This window comes from Ensifer sp. MJa1 (genome assembly GCF_037026475.1).
GTDB lineage: Bacteria > Pseudomonadota > Alphaproteobacteria > Rhizobiales > Rhizobiaceae > Ensifer.
This window is the reverse complement of the sequence record NZ_JAKUMO010000045.1, coordinates 1-20034: the sequence shown is the minus strand read 5'-3', so window position 1 is coordinate 20034 and position 20034 is coordinate 1. Positions and strand designations below refer to the sequence as shown.

The window sequence follows — 20034 nt, the reverse complement described above, 5'->3', positions numbered from 1 at the left end:
CGCTGATATCCCTCCGGCCCTTGTCGGAAAGCACGGCAATCAGCCGTCAGCTACACCACTCCCATGGACACGATCCATCGTCGCCGAGGGCTCGGACGAAGCCTTCTCACGGCCGCAACCGAAGCTGCGCACGCGAGCGGCACGCCGACCTTGTTTACGACCTACTCGCATCACATGGCTTCGCGTGCGCATTTCGAGCGCACCCTGGCTGCGGCTGGCTGGAGTACCCCTCAGCCGACGGAATACACGATTGTCGGCCAGGCCAAATGGGTTCGTTCAGCAGAGCAGGAGTGGCAGCCGCTATTGGCGCGCGCTGCTCGGCAAGGGTTTTCCATGTCTCCCTGGACTGAGATCACCAGCAGCGACCGGATGGAGATCGAAGCAGCCATCCGCCAGGGTGAAGCTCCGGCGGAATGGCATCCCGACCTCTTCCTTAGGGAGGGTGGCGAGCCCCTTTCGCTTCTCCTTCGCTACCAGGGGAAGATCATCGGCTGGATCATCGGCGAGCGGGACGGAGATCTGTGTGTGCACTACCGACGGGGCTGCCTTTTCCCTGCCTATCGCAAACACGGGTTTCTCATCGTCGGATTGTTTGAGGCCTGCCGTCGCCAGGCCGAATTGCTGGGTGAGGACAGCGTTTGCGTAAACTGGGCGAGTGCCGGTTCCGACATGGCCCGCTTCATGGAGACGCGGCTGCTGCCGCTCCTGGACGGAAACTTCGCCTCTCCGCCGCAGCTGGCCGCAACCCGTTCCGAACGCCCCGGCGGCTATCTTGAGATTCGCTACCTCGCGCGACACCAAGGCCGGTAAGTAATCCGTCTGTCTGGCGGCAATTTCATAGTCTTTACTGCTGTCTCATAGTTTTGTTGCACGGATTTCCACCGCCTGGGCCGATAACGTACAACGGAAACCAGGACAGCTGTCATGCCCGCCTTCACATCCGAGGAAGTCCGTCGCGCGCTCACCGCCTTGCAGGATCTCGTCGACTACGATGAAGAGTTCCGGCAAGCGGCACGTCAGGACGCACGTTTGGCCGTTGAGCAGGCATTGGGGTTGACATTACCATCGGAGCTCGATGTCCGGCAGGAGGAGGCGAGCGGTCGAATGCGCCTCGCAGTTGACTGGCGGCCAACGGAGGAATTGAGCGACGAGGAGCTCGAGGTCGTAACCGCCGGATTGATGGATCCTTCGACCTCTGCACGAGAAAAAAGTGTGGTTCAGCGGACTTGAAGGAATCGCTAACGTTCGAGGTGATTGAACAGCCGGAGGTCGGCTGCAAATCCCTTACCTACCCAAGGTTCTGGAGTTTCTGGTCGTGCGGAGGCTCCGGTTGGCTGGGGATCGTGGCGCGGAGAGTAGACGGTAGGCCTGCTGGGCTCGCGCTACTGGGAACCATCCATGCGCACAACGGCAAGACAGGCCGGCGGCTGCTTTCACTCGCGGTGGACCGATCATCGCGCAACACAGGCATTGGCCGCACCCTGCTCAGACTGGCCGAAACAGTGACGCGTCGCGATGGCCTTGCGGAGATATTTGCTCTCTATTCGGGCCGAATGACCTCGCGCAAAGCATTCGAAAGGGTGCTCGTTGCATGCGCTTGGGAGACGCCGCGCGCCAGCGAATACATGCTTCGGTTCGAAATGAAGTGCGTGTTTGGCGCCCTGGACGAATGGTCCTTTTTGCTTGAACGCCTGAAACGGGATGGTTTCCGCACGGTACCTTGGCAAGACCTTTCCGCCGCCGATCATCAGGCAATCGCTGAGACATCCACCACTCGGCGGGTTCACTCCGACTGGCAGCCGGGTGCTCATATGGATCGGACATCCTCTGATTTCTCCCTTGCCATATATCACGACAAGGACATTGCGGGCTGGATTGTCGGTTGCAGGAGCAGTGAGGCCCAGGTTCACTACCCACTCGGCTACACGTTGCCTCGATTTCAGCGCCGGGGCTACTTCATTGCCGGGCTGATAGAGAGCTGCCGCCGCCAAGTTGAAAAACTGGGCGGCGACAGCGTGGCAGTCCACTGGACCCTTCCCGGTTCAGCTATGCACAGGTTCATGGAAACGCGCCTCGTGCCGCATCTCCGCGGTCAAGCGGATACGGATAGTTCGGCGATGAACTTGACTGGCAGCGGCAACGCTGGTGTTCGCTACCTGACGCTCAAACGGCTCTGAACAGGTTCAGTTGACCTCGTCCCTCATCAGGCACCCGCATCCGCGCGCATCTTGAGTAAAGCGGGTCAAACGACCCGTCTTGCCACGAACGATTTCCTCCAGCCCCACCAGCAACTCCTCAGTCGGTACAACGGTACGTGGCAAGGTGACGATATCGGCGCCATCGGAATCGCGTCGCGTATTGACGAGGAGCGTGCGCTCGCCCTCAGGATAGAGCAACGGATCACGTTGGAGATCGCCGACGAAAGTTACGGGAACAGGGAGCCCTCCGACGCCCACAGTCAGCGGAGAAAGCGGCACAGTTTGCGGCCATAGCGGCAAGCGGGAAGGCGTGGTCGTCGGAACCGTCGAAGTCGGCAAAATGCTCAATAGACCATCCACCCACGTTATCGCATAGTTCGAAGAACTCAATCCGGACGCCGACAAGGTATAGGCACCTGGACATACCGCCCCTTGCGCCGAGCCGCCGTAGACGAGCGAACCCGACAACACCGAGGCGCCCTCGCCATTCACGAAGCCGGAATAGCCGACACCATTGCCGCCGGAGTAACCGACCCCGCTATAGCTGCGGCTGTCGCCATTCGCCGTGATCGTAAGCGCCGCCGGCGTAATGGCTAGCCCACCGTCGACATAGGAGATGGTGTAGTTGCTCGATGTGAGCCCGGAGGCGGAGATGGTGTAGCTGCCAGCATTCTTTGCCCCTTGCGCCGATCCGCCGTAGACCAGCGAACCCGATAACACCGAGGCGTCTTCGCCATTCATGAAGCCGGAATAGCTGGCACCATTGCCGCCTGAGTAGCCGACCCCGCTATAGCTGCGGCTGTCGCCATTGGCCGTGACCGTAAGCACCGCCGGGGTGATCGAAAGTGCGCCAGCAACGTAGGAGATGTCATACCCCCCCTGTCCGGAATAGAGGCCGGCCGGTGTTAGGGTATAACCGCCAGCATTGCTGCCAGCGCCCCCGATAGACGTCGTTCCCATCAAGAGGCTGGTGTCGACGGTACCGCTGTAGGAAGAATAGCTCACTCCCAGCGACGGAACACCGCCACTATAGACGGCGGTGCCCGAATTGGCAGTGACCGTCACCGGTTTCAGAAACGCGGAAAGGAGCGGACCTGTCTGCCCTTGGTAGATCCGCCAGGTCGTCTTTTGCCCACCGTTCGAGGCAATTTCCCAGCTGGAGAATGTCGACGGATTCGTCAGTTGCGCGCTACTGATTGCCACGCCGTAACCGTTGTCGGGAGCAGCATTGAGGAAGTAGCTGGACGAAATGGTGGTTCCGGAGGATTCCGCTATCAGGCCGCCAGTTGTTGCTGCGGAGACGGCGCCGGTCGCATAGGTGTTGGTAACGCTTCCGCCAATGCTGTCGCCTACGAGCCCGCCGGCACGGGTCACCGCAGTAACCGCTCCGTTGGCATAGGAGTTGGTGATCACACCCTGATTGATGCCAACGAGACCGCCCGCAGAAGCGTTGAAGCCGCTCGCACCATTCGCCGCAACGTTGCCGGTCGCATAGGAGCCACTGACAATGCCCTGATTTCGGCCGACCAGACCACCCGCCCCGTCGTTGTTTGAGGTCACAGTGACGCCTCGAACGCCGACGTTGACGATTTGCGCCGCGCTCGCGCCAAAACCACCTCCAGAGAGCATGCCGGCCGCAGCGCCGACCGTATAGTTCCCAGTGACGCTTCCGCCTGAGATCGTGAAATTGCGGATGACGCCGTCGCCGCCAACAAAGCCGAAGAGACCCACACCTTCCATGGTCGGCCTGTTGATGGTCAGGTTGGAAATCATGTGTCCCAAACCGTCGAAGGTGCCGACGAAAACGTCCCGCCCTTCCGGCTGGAACATACCGCTGATGTTGACGATCGGTGCAAAATTGCTGATGGAAGACAGGTCGATATCCGACCCGAGGACATAGTGACCGGTAAGATTGCTGAGGTTCGACGCGTCGCCTATGGCCTGCAACTGGGCGGCCGAATTGATGATCGAGTAGTTGATGGTAGACCCATTCAGGCCCTGTTTCGTCTGGAAGGACGACGTCGACGCCAGATTGACCTCTCCCCTGACCACGTAGGACGAGGTGTTGTCGAGAGCGGGCGCTGCCTGCCCATAGTTGAAAACGAGACCACCGGTCCCGCTGACGTTAAGGGCACCGTTCACGACAATATCGTTCTGTGCTTCGAGTGTGAGCGTACTGCCACTGCCCCAGTTCACGGTATCGTTGACATTTATGTCGCCTTGAGTGCCCGACGCGCCGCTCACCGATTGAATGGTTACGGTCCCGTTGCTTGCAAGCAGGCTCGTCAGCATGGAGCCGGTCATGTCTCCGCCAGAGGCCGCGATGGTGTAGTTGGTGGGGTCTATGAGCAAGTGACCAGAGGTCCCATGCGCGGACCGGGTCGTGACCTTCGCTTTTTCGGAGATGGTGACCTTCTTGGCGGAGGTCTCAATGAACCCGCCATTGCCGCGTTCCGGGGCAGACGCATCCAATGTACCGGAGACCTTCACGGCACCCGATTCCATGTCACCCAGAAGCAGGATGCGGCCGTTCTTGTTGACCATGCCCTTGGCTTCGACGGTTCCAGAATTGTTGATGACCGACGCCTTGGCTGCGCTTGCGCCCTTGGCCGTAAAGATGACGGTGCCGCCAGGCGCCTTCACGGCCCCTTTGTTGTCGACAAGGGTCGAGAGGGTCGATTCTTCGACGTTGACGGAGATCAGCCCGTCTCCACCAAAGTCCAACCCCACCTTGGTGCCGGCCGCCAAGGCGGTGTCACCGGCGATGACGCCCGCATTGGTCACCTCCGGCGCGATCAACGCCACGACGTTGCCGTTAAGACTGCCGCTGTTGGCGATGCTGCCGCCCGAGCCTGAAAACAGGTAGTTCCCGGTCAGAAAGTTTCCGTCGGCGATATCAAGTGTGGAGGCAACGAGCGCTGTTGTATTTACTTGTGAACCCGCGCCAAAGACGATCCCGTTGGGATTGACAAGGAAGACCTGACCATTCGCGCTCAACGACCCTTGTATCTGGCTCGGCTCCACGCCCGTCACGCGATTGAGGGCAACCGAGGAGGACGAAGGCTGTTGAAACACTACCGAATTGCCACCGCCAATCGAGAAACTGTTCCAGTTCGTAACCAGCCGGTCGCTTGTCTGGTGGACCGTGAGTGTTGAGCCTTGTGTGGAAATAGTGCCCGAACCAGAAACGACGGCTCCACCGGTTGGCAGATCACTAGCCAAAGTGGCCGGCGCCAGCGCCGTGCTGCCGAGGAGTGCCATCATCACGCTGGAACAACGTCTGCTCATTCTCGTTTCTCCTAAAACCTGAGACGACCCGACAACCAAAGTTGATGGCGGCCTGTGCCGCCGTCCACATTGGTGCCGTTCGCGTTTCGTCCTGGATTGTCGCCCAGGCCCATGCCCCAGCCGGCAGTCAGCGAGAGATTCTCGCGCTGCCAGTCGAGAGTGAGGCCGGCGGCGAACAGGGCATATTCATTCTTCTTGGTGGCAGTGGAGAGAGTGACGCCCTGAGGGCGCGCATTGATCTTTGCATAACCGCTGTCAAGGAAACCACCCAGTTGCAGCTGTCCCCAATCCTCTGGCACGGCCAGATCATGGCGCAGTTCGAGCGTCCCGATTGCGCCTGTGTCCGCAGACGCCTCCCCGACCGGCCAGCCACGTACACCGAAGGGTCCGCCGAGAGCGATTTCCTCGGATGATTCAAGGTTCTTCGAGGCCCACTGCCCGCTCACACGAGCTAGCAGTGTCCAACGGTCCGCGAGGCTTTGCTGTCGCTCGATGCGCGCATTGAGGCGCGCAAATCCACCTTCGGTCTTGAGGCCCGCAGCATCCGCGGCGGCCGAGCTTTCAATCCGCGACAGATCAAGGACGCCGTAGGTGGCATCCATTCCCCAGGTCGTTGCCCCATCAAAATCCCGGCGGACGCCGCTCAAGGACAGGGTGCCAGTGAGAAGGCGCTTGTCATCGAGCTCACCCGCCGCAGAATCGTTTCTGAGCGCCTTCCCCGTCAAAGCGCCACCGAGGGTCAATTCCGTGACCCGGTCGCGAACCAGGGGATGAGTGATACCGAGAACCAATTGATGCCCATCCCCATCAAGGTCTGCGGCACTCCCCGTGTCGGTCACGTCGTGATAGGTCAGATAGCTGTAGGCGCCGTTGAAGAAGGTCCCCGCAGTGCCGACCGGAGCACTTGCCGAGAACCGGCCATAGACCAGGCCTTGAGAAGTGACGTTCTGAAGGCGGAATTGTTCGCCATAACCCCAGGGGTCGGCAAAACTGAAGAGCGCATTGGCTTCGGCCCGACCAGTACTCGCCGAACCGAAATTGTCTGCCCAGAACTGTCCCGAGAACATCGGTCCTTCCTCGATGCCGATCGAGACCTTCGAAGTGCCAGGGCTGTCTCCTGCTTCTACACTTGCACGAACCTTCAAGCCGGGCAGACTGTTCATCTGCAGCAGCGCCGCCTCGAGCTGATGTTCCGTCATTGAAGAGCGGTCCTTGAGGTAGCGCTGCTCGATCCCGCGCAAGACTTCTTCCCGTACCCGCACGGACCCGACCCGCACCAGTCCAATGTCCTCGACCCGGGCTTCCATCAAAGCAATTTCCACGACGCCTTCAGTCACGTCCTGCGGCGGCAGAAACGCCCGTGCAAACAGGTGCCCCTTTGTTTGTGCAAGCCGCGTCACCTCTGTGGCGAGATCGCGCAGACCAGCAAGGTCGAAGGCCTTTCCGGCGACGCCGTCGACAAGCCGCGCGCGCTCATCCGGAGTGAGGAGGCTGGTCTTGCCGGAGAAGATCAGGTGGGTGACCTTTACGGTCACCCCTCCCGGCGCGGTACGCTGCCGGTCGGCGCGAACGTCTTCCACTTCCGCCGGATGCGCTTCGGGAAGTGGTTGCACCGACTGGAGTTCCCGGTCGCGCAGAAGTGCGCCGGCATCCTGGGCAAGCGCCGGAACGTCGAACAAGGCGGCAATTGCAAGGCCAAGGATTACGACGCGCGACACAGGGCAGACCTTTCTGAACGGGGTACTGCCCATCCGCTGACACGGACTGGGCGCGCGCGGCAATGCACCTGTTCGGCATTCATAGTTCTTATCGAAGAATCATAGTTTGCCCGGCACCCTGAGAGCGCACGACCAATGTGCCGGAATGCAGGCATCATCTTCCGATGCGGCCGATCCAGTGGCTCCAGGCCGAGTCTGTCTCCTCGGCATGGGGACCATGTGCGAGGGCAAGCGCAAGGCCGCGCACTTCCCGCGGCGTCATTCCGAAAAGGCGACGAAACGCGCGACTGAAATTTTCCGGGTTCGAGAAGCCGTGTTCCTCGGCAATCGTAGCGACGGGCACATGGCGTGTCTCGACTGCCCGCAAGGCAGCGTGCGCTCTGCGAAGCCGCCGTTCTTGCACATAATGGATAAAGCCCCCCGTCGGCTCGAACATTCTGTAGAGGCTGCGACGGGAGACCCCAAACGCGGCGGCGACGCCCTCTGCGTCCAGATTTGGATCCAGGAGATTGGCTTCGACGTGCCTGCGAATGCTGGCAGACAGCGCCATGTTGAGGGAACCGACCCTCTCCTCGTCCGCTTGGCCACTAATTGCGACCGCCGCCAAGTCGAGGAGCGGCCGCAGGACCGCTCGGCTGTTGTCGACAGACATCTCCTTGAGGTTCTGGAAATAGCTCGCCATCGTGTCCCGCAACAGCGCGACCATCGGCAGTCCAGCCGGCAGTACGCGCTCGTGGCATTCATCCGGCGCCTTAAGTAGCGGCGCGAGCATGCGCCGCGGCACGATGAGATTGAGATGAGCGTGGTCCGTAACGCTGGTGGAAATTGGCTGCGCCATATCCAGGATGTAAAAATCGCCCGGGCGGGCAACATGTCGGCCCTGGCGATCTTCACTCGTTCCATGGCTGTAGAACTGCAGGATGTAGCCATCCATGCCGTCGCGGCCGATCTTCCTTCGGGAACGATCAAAGAGTTGCGCGCCACTTCTCATAAAGCCGACGGCAACATCGCCAACGAGGTAGGCGTCGACGAAAGCGAAGAAACCGTCTTCGACGGATTTCCGGGGGCGCGATTCAAAGAGCACGGAAATCTGCTCGTGCCACAGGCTAAGCGCAACCGGCGCCGGAAAAAGGCGAGAATCGAAACGAGATGACTGCAAAGACATAGGAATGGCAACCAGGACGCGGCAACACGGATGACCTCGGCAAGACGATTGCTCAACCGGCGTGCAGGCGACAAAGAACTGATTTCATGATGTTTCCCCAACAAGCTGATCTTTCATAGCGAGAAGGGAAGAACTTGACGAACAAGTAAAACGGTGCCTGGGTCGGTACACCCAAAATTGAGTCATACAGGTGCCTATCTGATGTGGTGGTGCGGAACTGAATAGGTGGTGATGTGGGAGGCGATGCCATGATCTGTGGTGCGACAGAGTGGAATCGAACCGGTGATCCATGCATTCCGAAAATGAAGCGCTACGGCTCGTAGGAGTCAAAAATCGGCGGCAACGAGCACCTTTCGGCCCACACTCGCGTCGGCCACCTCGCGCGCCAGACGTCCGGCAAGGGAAATCAGTCTGCGGCCCTCCAAGCGGAACCGCTCTTCGCCAAACGGGACTAGTGCGTAGCTGTTGGTGGTGACAATATCGGCGCCTGCGGCAATGAACTCCTCGTGCACGCGCCGAACGATCTCCGGGCTCTCGATGAGCGCGAGTGCCGACCATTCAGGTTGCCTGTCGTCGGGCGAAGGAGTTGGAATTGCCGCATAGAATGCGAGCAACCACTCGCGCAAGCGCGGACTGAATAGGCTACTCTAGAAAGAAGATCTTGCTTTCCCCGGGGCTTGTCAAACTCATGAGACAGTCTGCGCGAACGCTATCGCAATCAGAAGAATATGGTGATGTCCCGTGCGGCAAAACGGCTCAGCGGGAGGAAGAGGAATCAACCATGAAAGAAGCTGGGGTCGGCGTACGCTCCGATCCCAAGAACCTGCCCCATCGTGATTTCATCTTGATTTTTATATCGTATTTTCAATTACTTACTCAGTGACTTAGACTTCTCCACAACCACCCTTCAGGCGATCCCACGCCGTCGCGCGCCGATATCGACATGACCAAGCTGATCGCCGAAGCGGCAAAGCCGCTCGGCATCGCCGTGCACGATCACATCATCATCGGCAAGGACGGACATGTCAGCCTGAAGGGATTGCGGCTGTTCTGATCGCTCCGGCTCTCGTTGCCGCGTGGCACACCGGAAGAACCGGGTGGAGCGTCCCGCCGCGGGTAAAGACAATGAAGAAGCCATCATCCGAAAAGGCCATCACCTCCAGACGCTGCCGCCGCCGAGCGAGAGTCCTCAACGACCATATGCACGAACTGGAGCTTGGCCACTGTGGGCTTCGACATCACGAAAGGGTAGAAATCCGGCTGGCCCATGCTGCGCGCCAGCTCGTTGAGCACCATGGTCATTTCGATCCAGGAGTTTAGCAGCGATAGAAATCCGTCAGCGCCGGCATCGTCGGGCGCATACAATGCGTCCCGCTCGAATGGTTCGATCACCGCCTCGAGATCCTCCGCATCGAGCCCAAATCCGAACGCCGTGCCCAGGCTGTCGATCATGTGCAGGTAGTGCGCCCAGGTTTCGGCCCAGTCCTCCCAGGGATGGGTGGACGCATAGGAGCTGATGTAGCGATCGGCCCAGTCCGCGGGCGGGCCGTTTTCATAGTTCGCCTTCAATGCCTGCGCATAGTCGGCGCGCTCATCTCCGAACAGCGTGCGAAACGGCTCCAGCCACGGGCCGCTCAGAACGAGCCTGTTCCAATAGTAGTGCCCGACCTCGTGTCGAAAGTGACCCAGCAACGTGCGATAGGGCTCATGCAGTTCAAGCCGCATCTTCTCTCGCTCAACCGAATCCGCCTCCTCGATGTTGACCGTAATCAGACCATCGGCATGCCCGGTCAGCACGCGCGGCCCTTCCGCCGGCGAACGCAGGAAATCGAACATCAGACCGAATTTCTCGTCCTCGTCGACCTTGGACTTCACCGGCAAGCCGAGTGCCAGCAACTGCGACACGAGCCGTCGCTTCGCCACTTCAATCATCCCCCAGTAGCGGGCATTGTCCTCGCAATCGAGGCTCGGAATTGTCCGGTTCAGCCGGCAGGCGACGCAAAGTTCCCCAGGTTCGCTCGTCATGAGCATCCAGTTGCACTGCGCCGGCGTGTCGCGGTTGCCGCAGTACTTCAGCAACGTCCGTTCCTCCCCTGCGACCCAGGTGCCTGGCTGTGGGCCGGGATCGAGCGGCAACAGAGCGTCTTCACCGGGCAGATACCCGAGCGGCGCTTGGCAGCTGTTACAAAGCATGTTGCCGAAAAAGATGTGACTGCCGCAGCGGCACACAAAGGTGCGCGAGTACCGCTTGGCCACGTCGCGGTGCTTCCAGTTCGTGCCGATCAAATCGCCGAGCGTTTGCAGAAGGCTTGCCACGACATCCTCCGAGTTCGGGAATTGGTAATGTCGGCCGGTCAGTGCTCCGGCCTAAAGCCATTTCGCGCGGCGGAAGAAGCGAAAGAGCGTCAGGCAGATTCCGACAATCACCGCGAGCACGACGAAGTAGCCATAGCGGAACCTGAGCTCCGGCATGTCGTCGAAGTTCATTCCGTATATGCCAGCAATCGCCGTCGGCACGGCCAGGATCGCCGCCCAGGAGGCGAGCTTGCGCGAGATTTCCGTCTGCTCGGATTGCCCGACCATCAGGCTCGCCTCGAAGGTGAACGCAAGCACCTCGCGCAGCGCATCGATATCCTCCTGCACGCGGCGCACGTGGTCGGTCACGTCGCGGAAGAGCGGCTGCAGCGCTGCATCCATCCCCGGCAGATCGATGTGTTCATGCCGGCGGCAAACGTCGACGAGCGGGACCACCGCATTGCGAAGCCTGAGCAGATTGCGGCGCAGCAGGTAGAGTCGCTCGATGTCCTTCTTGATCAACCGCTCCCGCAACAACCGGTCTTCCAGTTCCTCGACCTCCTCGTGGATCGCCTCGATCACCGGCATGTAGTTGTCGACGATGAAATCGAGGATCGAATAGAGGATGTAGTTCTCGCCATGCGCCAGTGCTGCCGGTGAGGATTCGCAGCGCTGGCGGACGGCGATGTAAGACGTCGATGCACCATGCCTGACCGAGACGACATAGCCGCGGCCGACGAACAGATGCGTCTCGCCGAAGGCGATCTCGTCACCGACCATGTGGGCGGTGCGTGCCACCACGAAGATCGATTCGCCATAGATTTCGAGCTTCGGTCGTTGATGCGCCTTGCAGGCGTCTTCGATTGCCAGGTCATGCAGATGGAATTCGCGCTGAACCTCGCGAAGCAACTCGGCTTCCGGCTCGTGCAAACCGATCCAGATCACGACGCCTGGCCGATCTCGCCATTTTCCCGCATCTTCGATGCGGATATCGCGAACCCTGACGCCGTTTTCATAGACCGCAGCCGCCACGACGCCCGGCCGTTGCTCCACCGACGCGTCGACGCCCTCGGCATCCGGTTGCGGCACCGCCTTGTTGGTCAACTCCAATCCCATCGCCACCCTCCCAGGCAAACACGACACCAATGGGCCCGGCATGTCGTTACGGGGCAAGCATACGCGCATCCCCTTATATTCTCATTCTATTCTCATTCACTCGATTTCGGCCATGAAAACCACTTCATCAAACCGTGCCATTGACGGTATAGAGGCTTCAAAGCGAGAGTCTTTCGCAACGCACAACGATTCAACCTTGCAACGGAAACGCCCATGAACCAGTTCGATCTCATCGTCGTCGGAAGCGGGCCGGCCGGTCGCCGAGGCGCCATCCAGGCCGCCAAGCTCGGCAAGAAGGTCCTCGTCATCGAACAGGGTAAACGCGTAGGTGGCGTCTCGGTTCACACCGGCACCATTCCTTCAAAGACGCTGCGCGAGACCGCGCTCAATCTTTCAGGCTGGCGCGAGCGCGGCTTTTACGGGCGCGCCTATCGCGTCAAGCAGGAGATCAGCGCCGACGATCTCCGGCAGCGGCTGATCATCACCCTCAATCACGAGGTTGAAGTGCTCGAGCACCAGTTCGCCCGCAACCGCGTGCAGCAGATGCGCGGCAAGGCGCGCTTCGTCGATCCGACCACGCTTGAAGTCGTCAAGGACGATGGCGAGACCCTGCTCGTATCCGGCACCAGCATCATGCTCGCCGTCGGCACCAAACCCTTCCGCCCTGATTACATACCCTTCGACGGCAAAACCGTGCTCGACAGCGACGAGCTGCTCGACATCTCCGAGCTGCCGCGTTCGCTCGTCGTCATCGGCGCTGGCGTTGTCGGCATCGAGTATGCGACGATCTTCAGTGCGCTCGACACGCAGGTGACGGTGGTCGATCCGAAGGAGACAATTCTCGACTTCATCGACAAGGAGATTGTCGAGGACTTCATCTACCAGCTGCGCGACCGCAACATGAAGCTGCATCTCGGGCAGAAGGCCGAGAAGGTCGAACGGCTCGACGATGGTAAGGTCTTGCTGACGCTCGACAACGGTCGCAGGATCGTGACCGACATGGTGCTGTTTGCCGCCGGCCGCATGGGCGCCACCGACACGCTCAATCTGCCCGCAGCCGGTCTTGAAGCCGACAGCCGCGGGCGGCTGAAGGTCAACCCCGAGACATTCCAGACTTCCGTGCCGAACATTTATGCCGCCGGCGACGTGGTCGGTTTTCCGAGCCTTGCCTCGACCTCGATGGAACAGGGCCGGATTGCCGCGCGCGTCGCAGTCGGCGCCATCGCGATGGAACCGCAGAAATATTTCCCCTACGGCATCTATGCCGTACCGCAAATCTCCACATGCGGGCTTTCGGAAGAAGAGGTCAAGGAACGCGGCATCCCCTACGAGTGCGGCATTGCCCGCTTCCGGGAAACGTCGCGCGGCCACATCATGGGTCTCGATTCCGGGCTTCTGAAGATGATCTTCTCCATGAAGACCCGACGGCTGCTCGGCGTGCACATCATCGGCGAAGGCGCAACGGAACTGGTTCACATCGGACAGGCCGTTCTCAACCTCAAGGGCACCGTCGAGTACTTCGTCGAAAACACCTTCAACTACCCAACGCTTGCCGAAGCCTACAAGATTGCCGGCCTCGATGCCTGGAACCGCATGGGCGAAATCAAGCAGGAACCGGCGAAGGCGTAAGTTGCGGCGAACATATCGCACGGACGTAGGATCGACGCTGAACACGTCCGTTCACGCGCCTACGCGACAGATGTCTGCGGTCGGCAGCGCAGCAGCGCCGCCTTGGCTTGCTTTTGTGCCTTCTCTGACGTGCAGGCCGTTCTGCAATGACGCCTCACAGATCGCGAATCGGGTAGTTTCACCGCTTGTCTGTGAAGAAGAAGAGGCCCGCCAGCATGCGTATCCTTTCCCTCAATGCCTGGGGCGGCAAGCTCCACGCGCCGTTGATGACGTACCTGGCAGACGTCGATGCCGATGTCCTCTGCCTGCAGGAGATCGCGCGCTCGCCGAAGTCCGAAGCCGCATGGCTGTTCTACCGCGACGCGAACGTCGAGCTCGCGCAGCGCGCCAATCTCTTCGACGAGATCGCAGCCATCCTTCCTGACCATGACGGGTTCTTCTGCCCGACGGCACGGGGAACGCTGCTTGACGGCGACAGGCCGGTGGCATCCGAGTTCGGCCTCGCAACCTTCGTGCGGCGATCCTACTCCGTCATCGCTCAGACGCTCGGCTTCGTGCATGGGACCTTTTCGCCCGACGGTTGGGGCGCCCATCCGCGCGCCCGCAATGCCCATTGCATCCGGCTCTTCGATCACGACGCCGGCGCTGCGATCACCATCGCCCAGATGCACGGCCTGCGCGATATCAACGGCAAGGACGACAGTCCTGAGCGTGTCGCCCAGGCGGACGCGCTGGTGCGGCTCATTCTCCAGGTCTGGCCGGGTGGCGAGCGTCTGGTGGTTTGCGGTGATTTCAACGTTCTGCCCGACAGCAATACCTTTCAGGCACTTGGCCAACTTGGCCTCACCGATCTCGTCGTCTCCAGAGGTCACACGGACACCCGGACATCACACTATCTGAAGGATGGCCGATTTGCGGACTATCTGCTGGTGAATGCTGAAGTCGATGTCGAAAGGTTCGATGTCGTCGCACAGCCGGAGGTCTCAGATCATCGCGCTCTTCTGCTGGACGTCGGCTAGAGCGTCCGGTTCGTAGCAAATGGACGGGAGAGGCGCTCTAGCACCCTGATTCCAATACATGTTTCCGCTTTCGCGGCTGCCTTTGAAGGGTGCGGGCCGTTCGGCCGCCGACAATCCAGCTCGTCAGATCCGACCAAAGAAAAAGCCCTGCCGCAAGCGGCAGGGCTTTCGATTTCTAAGGCTTCGGTCCGATTACTCGGCGCTGTCGTCAGCGGCCTTCTTCTTGGCCGGAGCCTTCTTCTTCGGAGCGGCAGCTTCTTCGCCTTCGGCGGCTTCAGCCTTGGCAGCTGCCTTCTTCTTGGCCGGAGCCTTCTTGGCAGCCTTGCCTTCGGTCTCTTCGTCGTCAGCCGTCAACTCTTCCTTGGAAACCGTCTTGTCGGTCACCGAGATTTCGCCGAGCAGGTGGTCGACAACCTTTTCTTCGAACAGCGGAGCGCGGAGCGAAGCAGCGGCGCCGGGGGTGTTCTTGAAGTAGTCGAGGATCTGCTTTTCCTGGCCCGGGAACTGGCGCAGCTGTTCGAACAGCGAACGCTGCAGTTCGTCGTCGCTGACCTGGACGCCGGCCTTCTCGCCGATTTCCGAGAGAACGAGGCCGAGGCGAACGCGACGCTCTGCGAGCTTGCGGTATTCGGCGCGGGCTTCTTCTTCGGTCGTTTCTTCGTCAGCGAAGGTCTTGCCGGCCTGCTGCAGGTCGGTGTTGATCTGGCGCCAGATGTTTTCGAATTCGGCTTCGACGAGGCGCTCCGGCGTTTCGAACTGGTAGAGTTCGTCGAGCTGGTCGAGGATCTGACGCTTGACCTTCTGGCGGGTCAGGTTGCCGTACTGGCTTTCGATCTGGCCGCGGACGATTTCCTTCAGCTTGTCAGCCGATTCGAGGCCGAGCTTGGTGGCCAGTTCGTCGTTGATTTCGATGTCCTGGGCGCCAGCAACGTCCTTGACGGTGATGTCGAAGGTGGCTTCCTTGCCGGCGAGGTTTGCAGCCGGGTAGTCAGCCGGGAAGGTAACGGTGATGACCTTCTCGTCGCCAGCCTTCAGGCCAACGAGCTGCTCTTCAAAGCCCGGGATGAAGCGGTTGGAGCCGAGAACCAGCTCAGCGTCTTCGTCCTTGCCGCCGTCGAAGGCAACGCCGTCGACCTTGCCGAGGTAGTCGATGGTGACGCGGTCGCCGTTGGCGGCCTTGCCCTTCTTCGATTCGTAGCTGCGGGCGCTTTCGGCGATCTTGAGGATCTGTTCGTTGACTTCTTCGTCAGCGATATCGACGACTTCGCGCGTCACCTTGATGCCGCTGACGTCCTTGAGTTCGATCGCCGGAATGATTTCGTAGGCAACGGTGAACTCGAGGTCGGCTTCAGCGTTGAGGATCTTGTCGGCTTCGGCCTCGTCCTCGGTCATCGCGATTTCCGGCTGGGTCGCCGACTTTTCGCCACGGCCCGACAGGATCTCGGTCGGCTTCTCGCGAACGATCTCGTTGACGAGATCAGCCATGATCGACTTGCCGTAGACCTTCTTCAGGTGCGCAACCGGCACCTTGCCCGGACGGAAGCCGTTGATCTTTACACGGTCCTTCACTTCGGCCAGGCGCTCGTTCATCCGAGCTTCCATGTCCTTGGCCGGGATAACGACCTTGAGTTCGCGCTTCAGCCCTTGAGCGAGCGTTTCGATAACCTGCATGTTCAAACCTTCATTTCACGTTGACTGTGCTCTTCCCCTTCGAAGGGTCTGGCGAGCACGTGAGCCGATCCATTTGCCGGGAGTGGCTTTACGCAGTTCTGCAACCGTTTTGCAAGCAAAATGGCACTCCAGCCCCCTTCATCCTCGCAGAATCCGGACTTCGGGCGCGATCGCTGATCTGGTGCGGGTAGAGAGACTTGAACTCCCACGCCTTACGGCACCAGAACCTAAATCTGGCGTGTCTACCAATTTCACCATACCCGCGTTCAGACAATCGCACCGCCTGTTCGTATTCCCGCAAGACCAACCAGCGGAATACCGCGGATACAATGGGCATGCTGAAAGTTCAGGGCTTTCCCGAGCGCGGCGTCTCTATATCACTCGTTCTCGCGGGATCAAAGGGAAATTACGGGCTACCCACGACAGAATGCCGTGTCCGCGCAACCGTCTCAATACAAGGGTTCCTGATAGATCGGCGCACCATTGATAGCGATCTCGCGGATCTGCGCCTGCCCCTTGTCGTCAACGCGGACGCTGACCGAGAGAGCCTCAGCATTGCGTGCTTCCTCAAGGACCCGCCCCTCGCCTTCCGGCACATAAAATCGCTCGATGCCATAGTCGACGGTGACGGCTGAAGGCGGCGACGTTGGATAATAGGAAAACGGCTGTGAGCGAAGCAGGACGCTGTCACCGAGTGTTGGCAACGGCTGGAAGGATGCTTCCGTAGCCTGCCAAAAACCGTCGATCTGCTTGTTCAGGCGGACATAAAGTGTCGTTTCTTCGGACTGCGCCGGAAGATCGCCCTTGAACAGTTCCGGCTCCAGCCTGGAAATGTCATAGCTCAGGATCACGTAGTCGCCTCGCAGCAGATCACGTGGATCGACCGGCACGGTCTTCAAGAGAATTTCCCGCCCGTTTCTCAAGATCGATGCCCTGCCCTCGATCATGTAGCCGAGTGCGGCAGTCTGCAGAGCGGCGACGAGCAGCGCCGCGATGATGGGATTCAGCCAGCTTCTCTTCGGCGCTGCGTCGGTCATTGCGACACCTCGGTCCTGCGCGTCTGCGCCATATGGCCCTCGATCCGGATGACGAGCCAGGCGATGCCGGCCACGACCAGCCCGGAAATCAGGAAGAAGCCCGAAGTGCCAATCATCGTCCCGAGGGTTTCAAACGCCAGGTAAAGCAGCTCGCCGGCAAAGGCGAGATAACCGAGATAGCGCACGGCGCCGTTCTGCGCGCCGGCCAGTGCAATGCCAAGCAGCGCCACCAGCAACGTACCTGCCCCAGTCGCCACTTCTGTCGGAACACCGACCGCCTGATATTGAAGCGCGGTGAAACCCAGGAGAGCGAGCGCGAAGGAGTAGAATGCCGGTGCCGAGCCCGCTTCGATGGCAAGCTGGCGCAACGGAGAGCCGGGTAAGGTCGCAGCGAGGAACGCAACGAGGCCCGCGGCCGCGAGGCCACCGGCAAAGGCAAGCGACGGATGGTCGACGTAACGCCAAGCCAGCCAGGAAACGAGAAGCAGATAGGCAAGATGCCGCGCGCGGCCCGCATCAGCAAGACGAACCTGGACGACAACGACCACGCAAAGAACAGGTACCAGCCATGTCCGCCAATCGAATGACAGGCCAAACCCGTCTTCCGTCAGCAGGCTGATGAAATAGAACCATGCAAGTCCACCCGCGACAGTTGCCATTGCCGCCGAACGGAACGTGAGAGCCGAAAGGCAGGCGCCGGCAAACCACAGCAGCGCCGCGTCCGCTGCATCGCCCGAAAGGTGATACATCTGCCCGACAAGCGCTATACTGGCGCCAAACGTTGCAACGCCGAGGACGAGGGCTGCGGCGGCGAGCGCCGACCGACCGGCGCGCTGCAGCCAGGCAGCGGCGAAATGAAAGGCCCAAATCAGGGCGACGATGCCAGCAACGCGCGCCAGTCGCGGCAACGCACCCCAGTTTGCCGCCACCAGCAGCAGGATCGACGCCGATAGAAGCAGCGCAGCTAGGATGAGCAGGACGCGTCCGGCGCGAAACGTCGATTCACGGCCATCATATTCGGCAAGCATGGCGCGCGCCGCATCCTCGCGCAGCAAGCCCTTGTCCATCCAGAGTTTGAAGTCTCGTTCGAGACGTGCGCGGTACATCCTGCTCCCTCAGCCAGCAGCCCGATGCCTTGAAGACATCGCATGGCGTCACCACCTAATCATGCAATCGCGTCGGAACACAACGGCTCCCTTGCGAGACTGTAGGGGCTTCGTCGTCAGCGACGGTGACGGTCTTGCGCAATGCGCATATCTTCCATGCGGATATTGCACTGCACAAATCGATTTAAAGACCCTATATTCAAATCATCAGAGGCGAACAGAGGCAGCAAGCCAGACAGTCGCCAGCGGAGATGGCCAACCGCCTCAGAATACTGAGAAAGGCCCGGGCAAAACCCGACAGAATTCGGACGAGCGCACTCCTCCTCCCAACGCTCATCCGATACGATTGGCAACACTCCTCCTCCCAGTTGCCAATCACTCCAAATGACGCTCGCTGGACCTCCTCCCCCAGCGGGCGTTATTCTTTTTGGCCATCCCCTCCCGAAGGCGCCGTCCCGCCTGAGCAATTGCACAATATTCGTGCGGAATTTTGCCGTACTCGAGCGGAGGCATGCATACATCGCATAGGTGCCATTCAGGATAAGCTCTACACCTCCGCCGAACTCCATACTATCTTCAACTCACCGATCGGGGCGGCGCACTCCTCCTCCCAGCGCCCCTCGATTTGGATCGGCGACACTCCTCCTCCCGGTTGCCGATCAGAACATAGCAACGCTCGCTGGATCTCCTCCCCCAGCGGGCGTTGTTTGCTTTTGCCCTTCTGTTCTTCGCGAACTCTTCCCTCGCTTCGCCGACCACCAACAGCGTTTCGGCATGCCGCATCCGCCTCCTTCAGCGACCGCAAGGATTGCACACGCTGCATGGGTGCGATGCAGCATTATCTCTGTAACTTCTGCTCAAAACGACTATATTCCAGACCATCAGATGACGGCCAGCAAGAGAGATAAAGCGCTGGCACACGACCCTAGAAAGGATAGGATCATGAACCTCGCACGCTCTTTCAACAATTGGCGCAAGTATCGTCAGACCTGCAACGAACTCGGCCGCATGAGCGACCGCGAACTGAGCGACCTCGGCATCGGCCGCGGCGACATCCCGTACGTTGCTCGCCAGGCGATCAAGTAATTCAGGCACTGCCTTCGGGCACAGCCGGCCTCCAGTAAGCGCCCTCCGGTTCATTCCGGGGGGCGTTTTCTTTTGGGATGCATCCGGTGAGCCGGCACACCCATTCGCACGTGCGATATGCCGGATGCCGTTCCTGACCATAAGAACTGCAGACGACGCCTGCTTTCGCGGCTTCCATTGGCGTCGCCAGGAATGCAACTCGCTTCCGAAAAACCCTTTGACTGCTGGGCGTTAACGCCGAGAGTGCAGCGTTTTAATCCTGCGTTAATCGATGCCGCGTTTTCAAGCGGCCGGGTTGCCTGCCTATCTATGGTGCGATGCACTGCACAAATGCATAGCAGATGCATTTTCTTTGCACTCCACCTTCTAATTAGACAAGCGTATAAGAACCTCAACGACGCAGACAGATGGCTGTCGCGACAACCTGATCTTGAGGAAAAAACCATGAACCCGATTCGTATCGCAAAAAGCTGGATCAACTACCGCCGCACCGTCAGCGAGCTCGGCAACCTGTCGAACCACGCTCTGACTGACATCGGCATCACCCGCTACGACATCCGCAACATTGCGGCCCGTTCCTTCCGTTAATCGGAACGAACAACCAGACTTCCAAGACGGCGCCTTCAGGCGCCGTCAGACTGCTGACAAACCCCTGGCGAGAGCTGGGGGTTTGTGATTCAGTGGGCCATGTTGAAGAAACCCGGCC

15 protein-coding genes, 1 tRNA gene and 2 pseudogenes are annotated in these 20034 nt (G+C 60.0%); 8 read left to right on the top strand and 10 right to left on the bottom strand.

Annotation, left to right across the window (positions count from 1 at the left end):
• Nucleotides 1-63: 63 nt before the first annotated feature.
• The 3 genes from MKZ91_RS30980 (at nt 64) to MKZ91_RS30970 (ending at nt 2177) form a co-directional block, all read left to right on the top strand.
• On the top strand, nt 64-810 hold the full coding sequence (locus tag MKZ91_RS30980; protein WP_336174837.1) for a hypothetical protein: 747 nt from the start codon (nt 64-66) through the stop codon (nt 808-810).
• A gap of 114 nt (nt 811-924) precedes the next feature.
• Entirely contained in the window at nt 925-1230 is a 306-nt protein-coding gene (locus tag MKZ91_RS30975; protein WP_336174836.1) for a hypothetical protein, read from the top strand.
• Nucleotides 1227-2177 carry a GNAT family N-acetyltransferase gene (locus tag MKZ91_RS30970; RefSeq protein WP_336174835.1) on the top strand — a complete coding sequence of 317 codons (951 nt, stop codon included), beginning with the start codon at nt 1227-1229 and terminating at the stop codon, nt 2175-2177. The genes MKZ91_RS30975 and MKZ91_RS30970 overlap by 4 nt, the downstream gene beginning before the upstream one ends.
• A 6-nt stretch (nt 2178-2183) precedes the next feature.
• On the opposite strand, the gene MKZ91_RS30965 is transcribed toward MKZ91_RS30970, so the two are convergent.
• The 4 genes and pseudogenes from MKZ91_RS30965 to MKZ91_RS30950 all read right to left on the bottom strand — a co-directional run.
• Nucleotides 2184-5486, bottom strand: a complete 3303-nt coding sequence (locus MKZ91_RS30965; RefSeq protein ID WP_336174834.1) for a two-partner secretion domain-containing protein — start codon at nt 5484-5486, stop codon at nt 2184-2186.
• Nucleotides 5487-5497: 11 nt separating this feature from the next.
• A complete protein-coding gene (locus tag MKZ91_RS30960) occupies nt 5498-7237 on the bottom strand; it encodes a ShlB/FhaC/HecB family hemolysin secretion/activation protein (RefSeq protein WP_336174833.1) in 1740 nt (579 codons plus the stop codon).
• 121 nt (nt 7238-7358) lie between these two features.
• On the bottom strand, nt 7359-8369 hold the full coding sequence (locus MKZ91_RS30955) for a helix-turn-helix domain-containing protein (RefSeq protein WP_336174832.1): 1011 nt from the start codon (nt 8367-8369) through the stop codon (nt 7359-7361).
• 313 nt (nt 8370-8682) lie between these two features.
• A pseudogene (locus MKZ91_RS30950) lies at nt 8683-8938 on the bottom strand (homocysteine S-methyltransferase family protein); the annotation flags it as partial.
• Nucleotides 8939-9252: 314 nt separating this feature from the next.
• Between MKZ91_RS30950 and MKZ91_RS30945 the strand changes: the two are divergent.
• Nucleotides 9253-9423: pseudogene (locus MKZ91_RS30945) on the top strand (JAB domain-containing protein); the annotation flags it as partial.
• Between the two features lie 83 nt (nt 9424-9506).
• Here MKZ91_RS30945 and MKZ91_RS30940 read toward each other — a convergent pair.
• Nucleotides 9507-10685, bottom strand: a complete 1179-nt coding sequence (locus MKZ91_RS30940) for a zinc-binding metallopeptidase family protein (RefSeq protein WP_336174831.1) — start codon at nt 10683-10685, stop codon at nt 9507-9509.
• 51 nt (nt 10686-10736) lie between these two features.
• On the bottom strand, nt 10737-11780 hold the full coding sequence (locus MKZ91_RS30935; RefSeq protein WP_336174829.1) for a magnesium and cobalt transport protein CorA: 1044 nt from the start codon (nt 11778-11780) through the stop codon (nt 10737-10739).
• A gap of 213 nt (nt 11781-11993) precedes the next feature.
• Between MKZ91_RS30935 and sthA the strand changes: the two genes are divergently transcribed.
• Entirely contained in the window at nt 11994-13409 is a 1416-nt protein-coding gene (sthA, locus tag MKZ91_RS30930; RefSeq protein WP_336174828.1) for a Si-specific NAD(P)(+) transhydrogenase, read from the top strand.
• Between the two features lie 215 nt (nt 13410-13624).
• Nucleotides 13625-14428, top strand: coding sequence for an endonuclease/exonuclease/phosphatase family protein (locus tag MKZ91_RS30925; protein ID WP_336174827.1), 804 nt, complete (start codon nt 13625-13627; stop codon nt 14426-14428).
• 192 nt (nt 14429-14620) lie between these two features.
• On the opposite strand, the gene tig is transcribed toward MKZ91_RS30925, so the two are convergent.
• The 4 genes from tig to MKZ91_RS30905 form a co-directional block, all read right to left on the bottom strand.
• A complete protein-coding gene (gene tig / locus MKZ91_RS30920; protein ID WP_336174826.1) occupies nt 14621-16099 on the bottom strand; it encodes a trigger factor in 1479 nt (492 codons plus the stop codon).
• Between the two features lie 179 nt (nt 16100-16278).
• Nucleotides 16279-16363: transfer RNA gene (locus MKZ91_RS30915), tRNA-Leu, on the bottom strand.
• A 185-nt stretch (nt 16364-16548) separates the two neighbouring features.
• Nucleotides 16549-17136, bottom strand: coding sequence for a GDYXXLXY domain-containing protein (locus tag MKZ91_RS30910; RefSeq protein ID WP_336174825.1), 588 nt, complete (start codon nt 17134-17136; stop codon nt 16549-16551).
• Nucleotides 17133-18242, bottom strand: coding sequence for a DUF2157 domain-containing protein (locus tag MKZ91_RS30905; RefSeq protein ID WP_336174824.1), 1110 nt, complete (start codon nt 18240-18242; stop codon nt 17133-17135). The genes MKZ91_RS30910 and MKZ91_RS30905 overlap by 4 nt, the downstream gene beginning before the upstream one ends.
• 942 nt (nt 18243-19184) lie before the next feature.
• Here MKZ91_RS30905 and MKZ91_RS30900 point away from each other — a divergent pair.
• A complete protein-coding gene (locus tag MKZ91_RS30900) occupies nt 19185-19328 on the top strand; it encodes a DUF1127 domain-containing protein (RefSeq protein ID WP_065376908.1) in 144 nt (47 codons plus the stop codon).
• 444 nt (nt 19329-19772) lie between these two features.
• Nucleotides 19773-19916: a DUF1127 domain-containing protein gene (locus MKZ91_RS31730; protein ID WP_065777919.1), complete on the top strand. Its 144-nt coding sequence runs from the start codon at nt 19773-19775 to the stop codon at nt 19914-19916.
• The last annotated feature ends 118 nt before the right edge of the window (nt 19917-20034 follow it).

What these genes read in the sequence shown, in the direction of transcription:
- MKZ91_RS30910 (WP_336174825.1), bottom strand. Translation starts at nt 17,136, where the DNA reads ATGACCGACGCAGCGCCGAAGAGAAGCTGGCTGAATCCCATCATCGCG.
- sthA (WP_336174828.1), top strand. Translation starts at nt 11,994, where the DNA reads ATGAACCAGTTCGATCTCATCGTCGTCGGAAGCGGGCCGGCCGGTCGC.
- MKZ91_RS30965 (WP_336174834.1), bottom strand. Translation starts at nt 5,486, where the DNA reads ATGAGCAGACGTTGTTCCAGCGTGATGATGGCACTCCTCGGCAGCACG.
- tig (WP_336174826.1), bottom strand. Translation starts at nt 16,099, where the DNA reads ATGCAGGTTATCGAAACGCTCGCTCAAGGGCTGAAGCGCGAACTCAAG.
- MKZ91_RS30955 (WP_336174832.1), bottom strand. Translation starts at nt 8,369, where the DNA reads ATGTCTTTGCAGTCATCTCGTTTCGATTCTCGCCTTTTTCCGGCGCCG.
- MKZ91_RS30960 (WP_336174833.1), bottom strand. Translation starts at nt 7,237, where the DNA reads ATGGGCAGTACCCCGTTCAGAAAGGTCTGCCCTGTGTCGCGCGTCGTA.
- MKZ91_RS30935 (WP_336174829.1), bottom strand. Translation starts at nt 11,780, where the DNA reads ATGGGATTGGAGTTGACCAACAAGGCGGTGCCGCAACCGGATGCCGAG.
- MKZ91_RS30905 (WP_336174824.1), bottom strand. Translation starts at nt 18,242, where the DNA reads ATGTACCGCGCACGTCTCGAACGAGACTTCAAACTCTGGATGGACAAG.
- MKZ91_RS30980 (WP_336174837.1), top strand. Translation starts at nt 64, where the DNA reads ATGGACACGATCCATCGTCGCCGAGGGCTCGGACGAAGCCTTCTCACG.
- MKZ91_RS30975 (WP_336174836.1), top strand. Translation starts at nt 925, where the DNA reads ATGCCCGCCTTCACATCCGAGGAAGTCCGTCGCGCGCTCACCGCCTTG.
- MKZ91_RS31730 (WP_065777919.1), top strand. Translation starts at nt 19,773, where the DNA reads ATGAACCCGATTCGTATCGCAAAAAGCTGGATCAACTACCGCCGCACC.
- MKZ91_RS30900 (WP_065376908.1), top strand. Translation starts at nt 19,185, where the DNA reads ATGAACCTCGCACGCTCTTTCAACAATTGGCGCAAGTATCGTCAGACC.
- MKZ91_RS30925 (WP_336174827.1), top strand. Translation starts at nt 13,625, where the DNA reads ATGCGTATCCTTTCCCTCAATGCCTGGGGCGGCAAGCTCCACGCGCCG.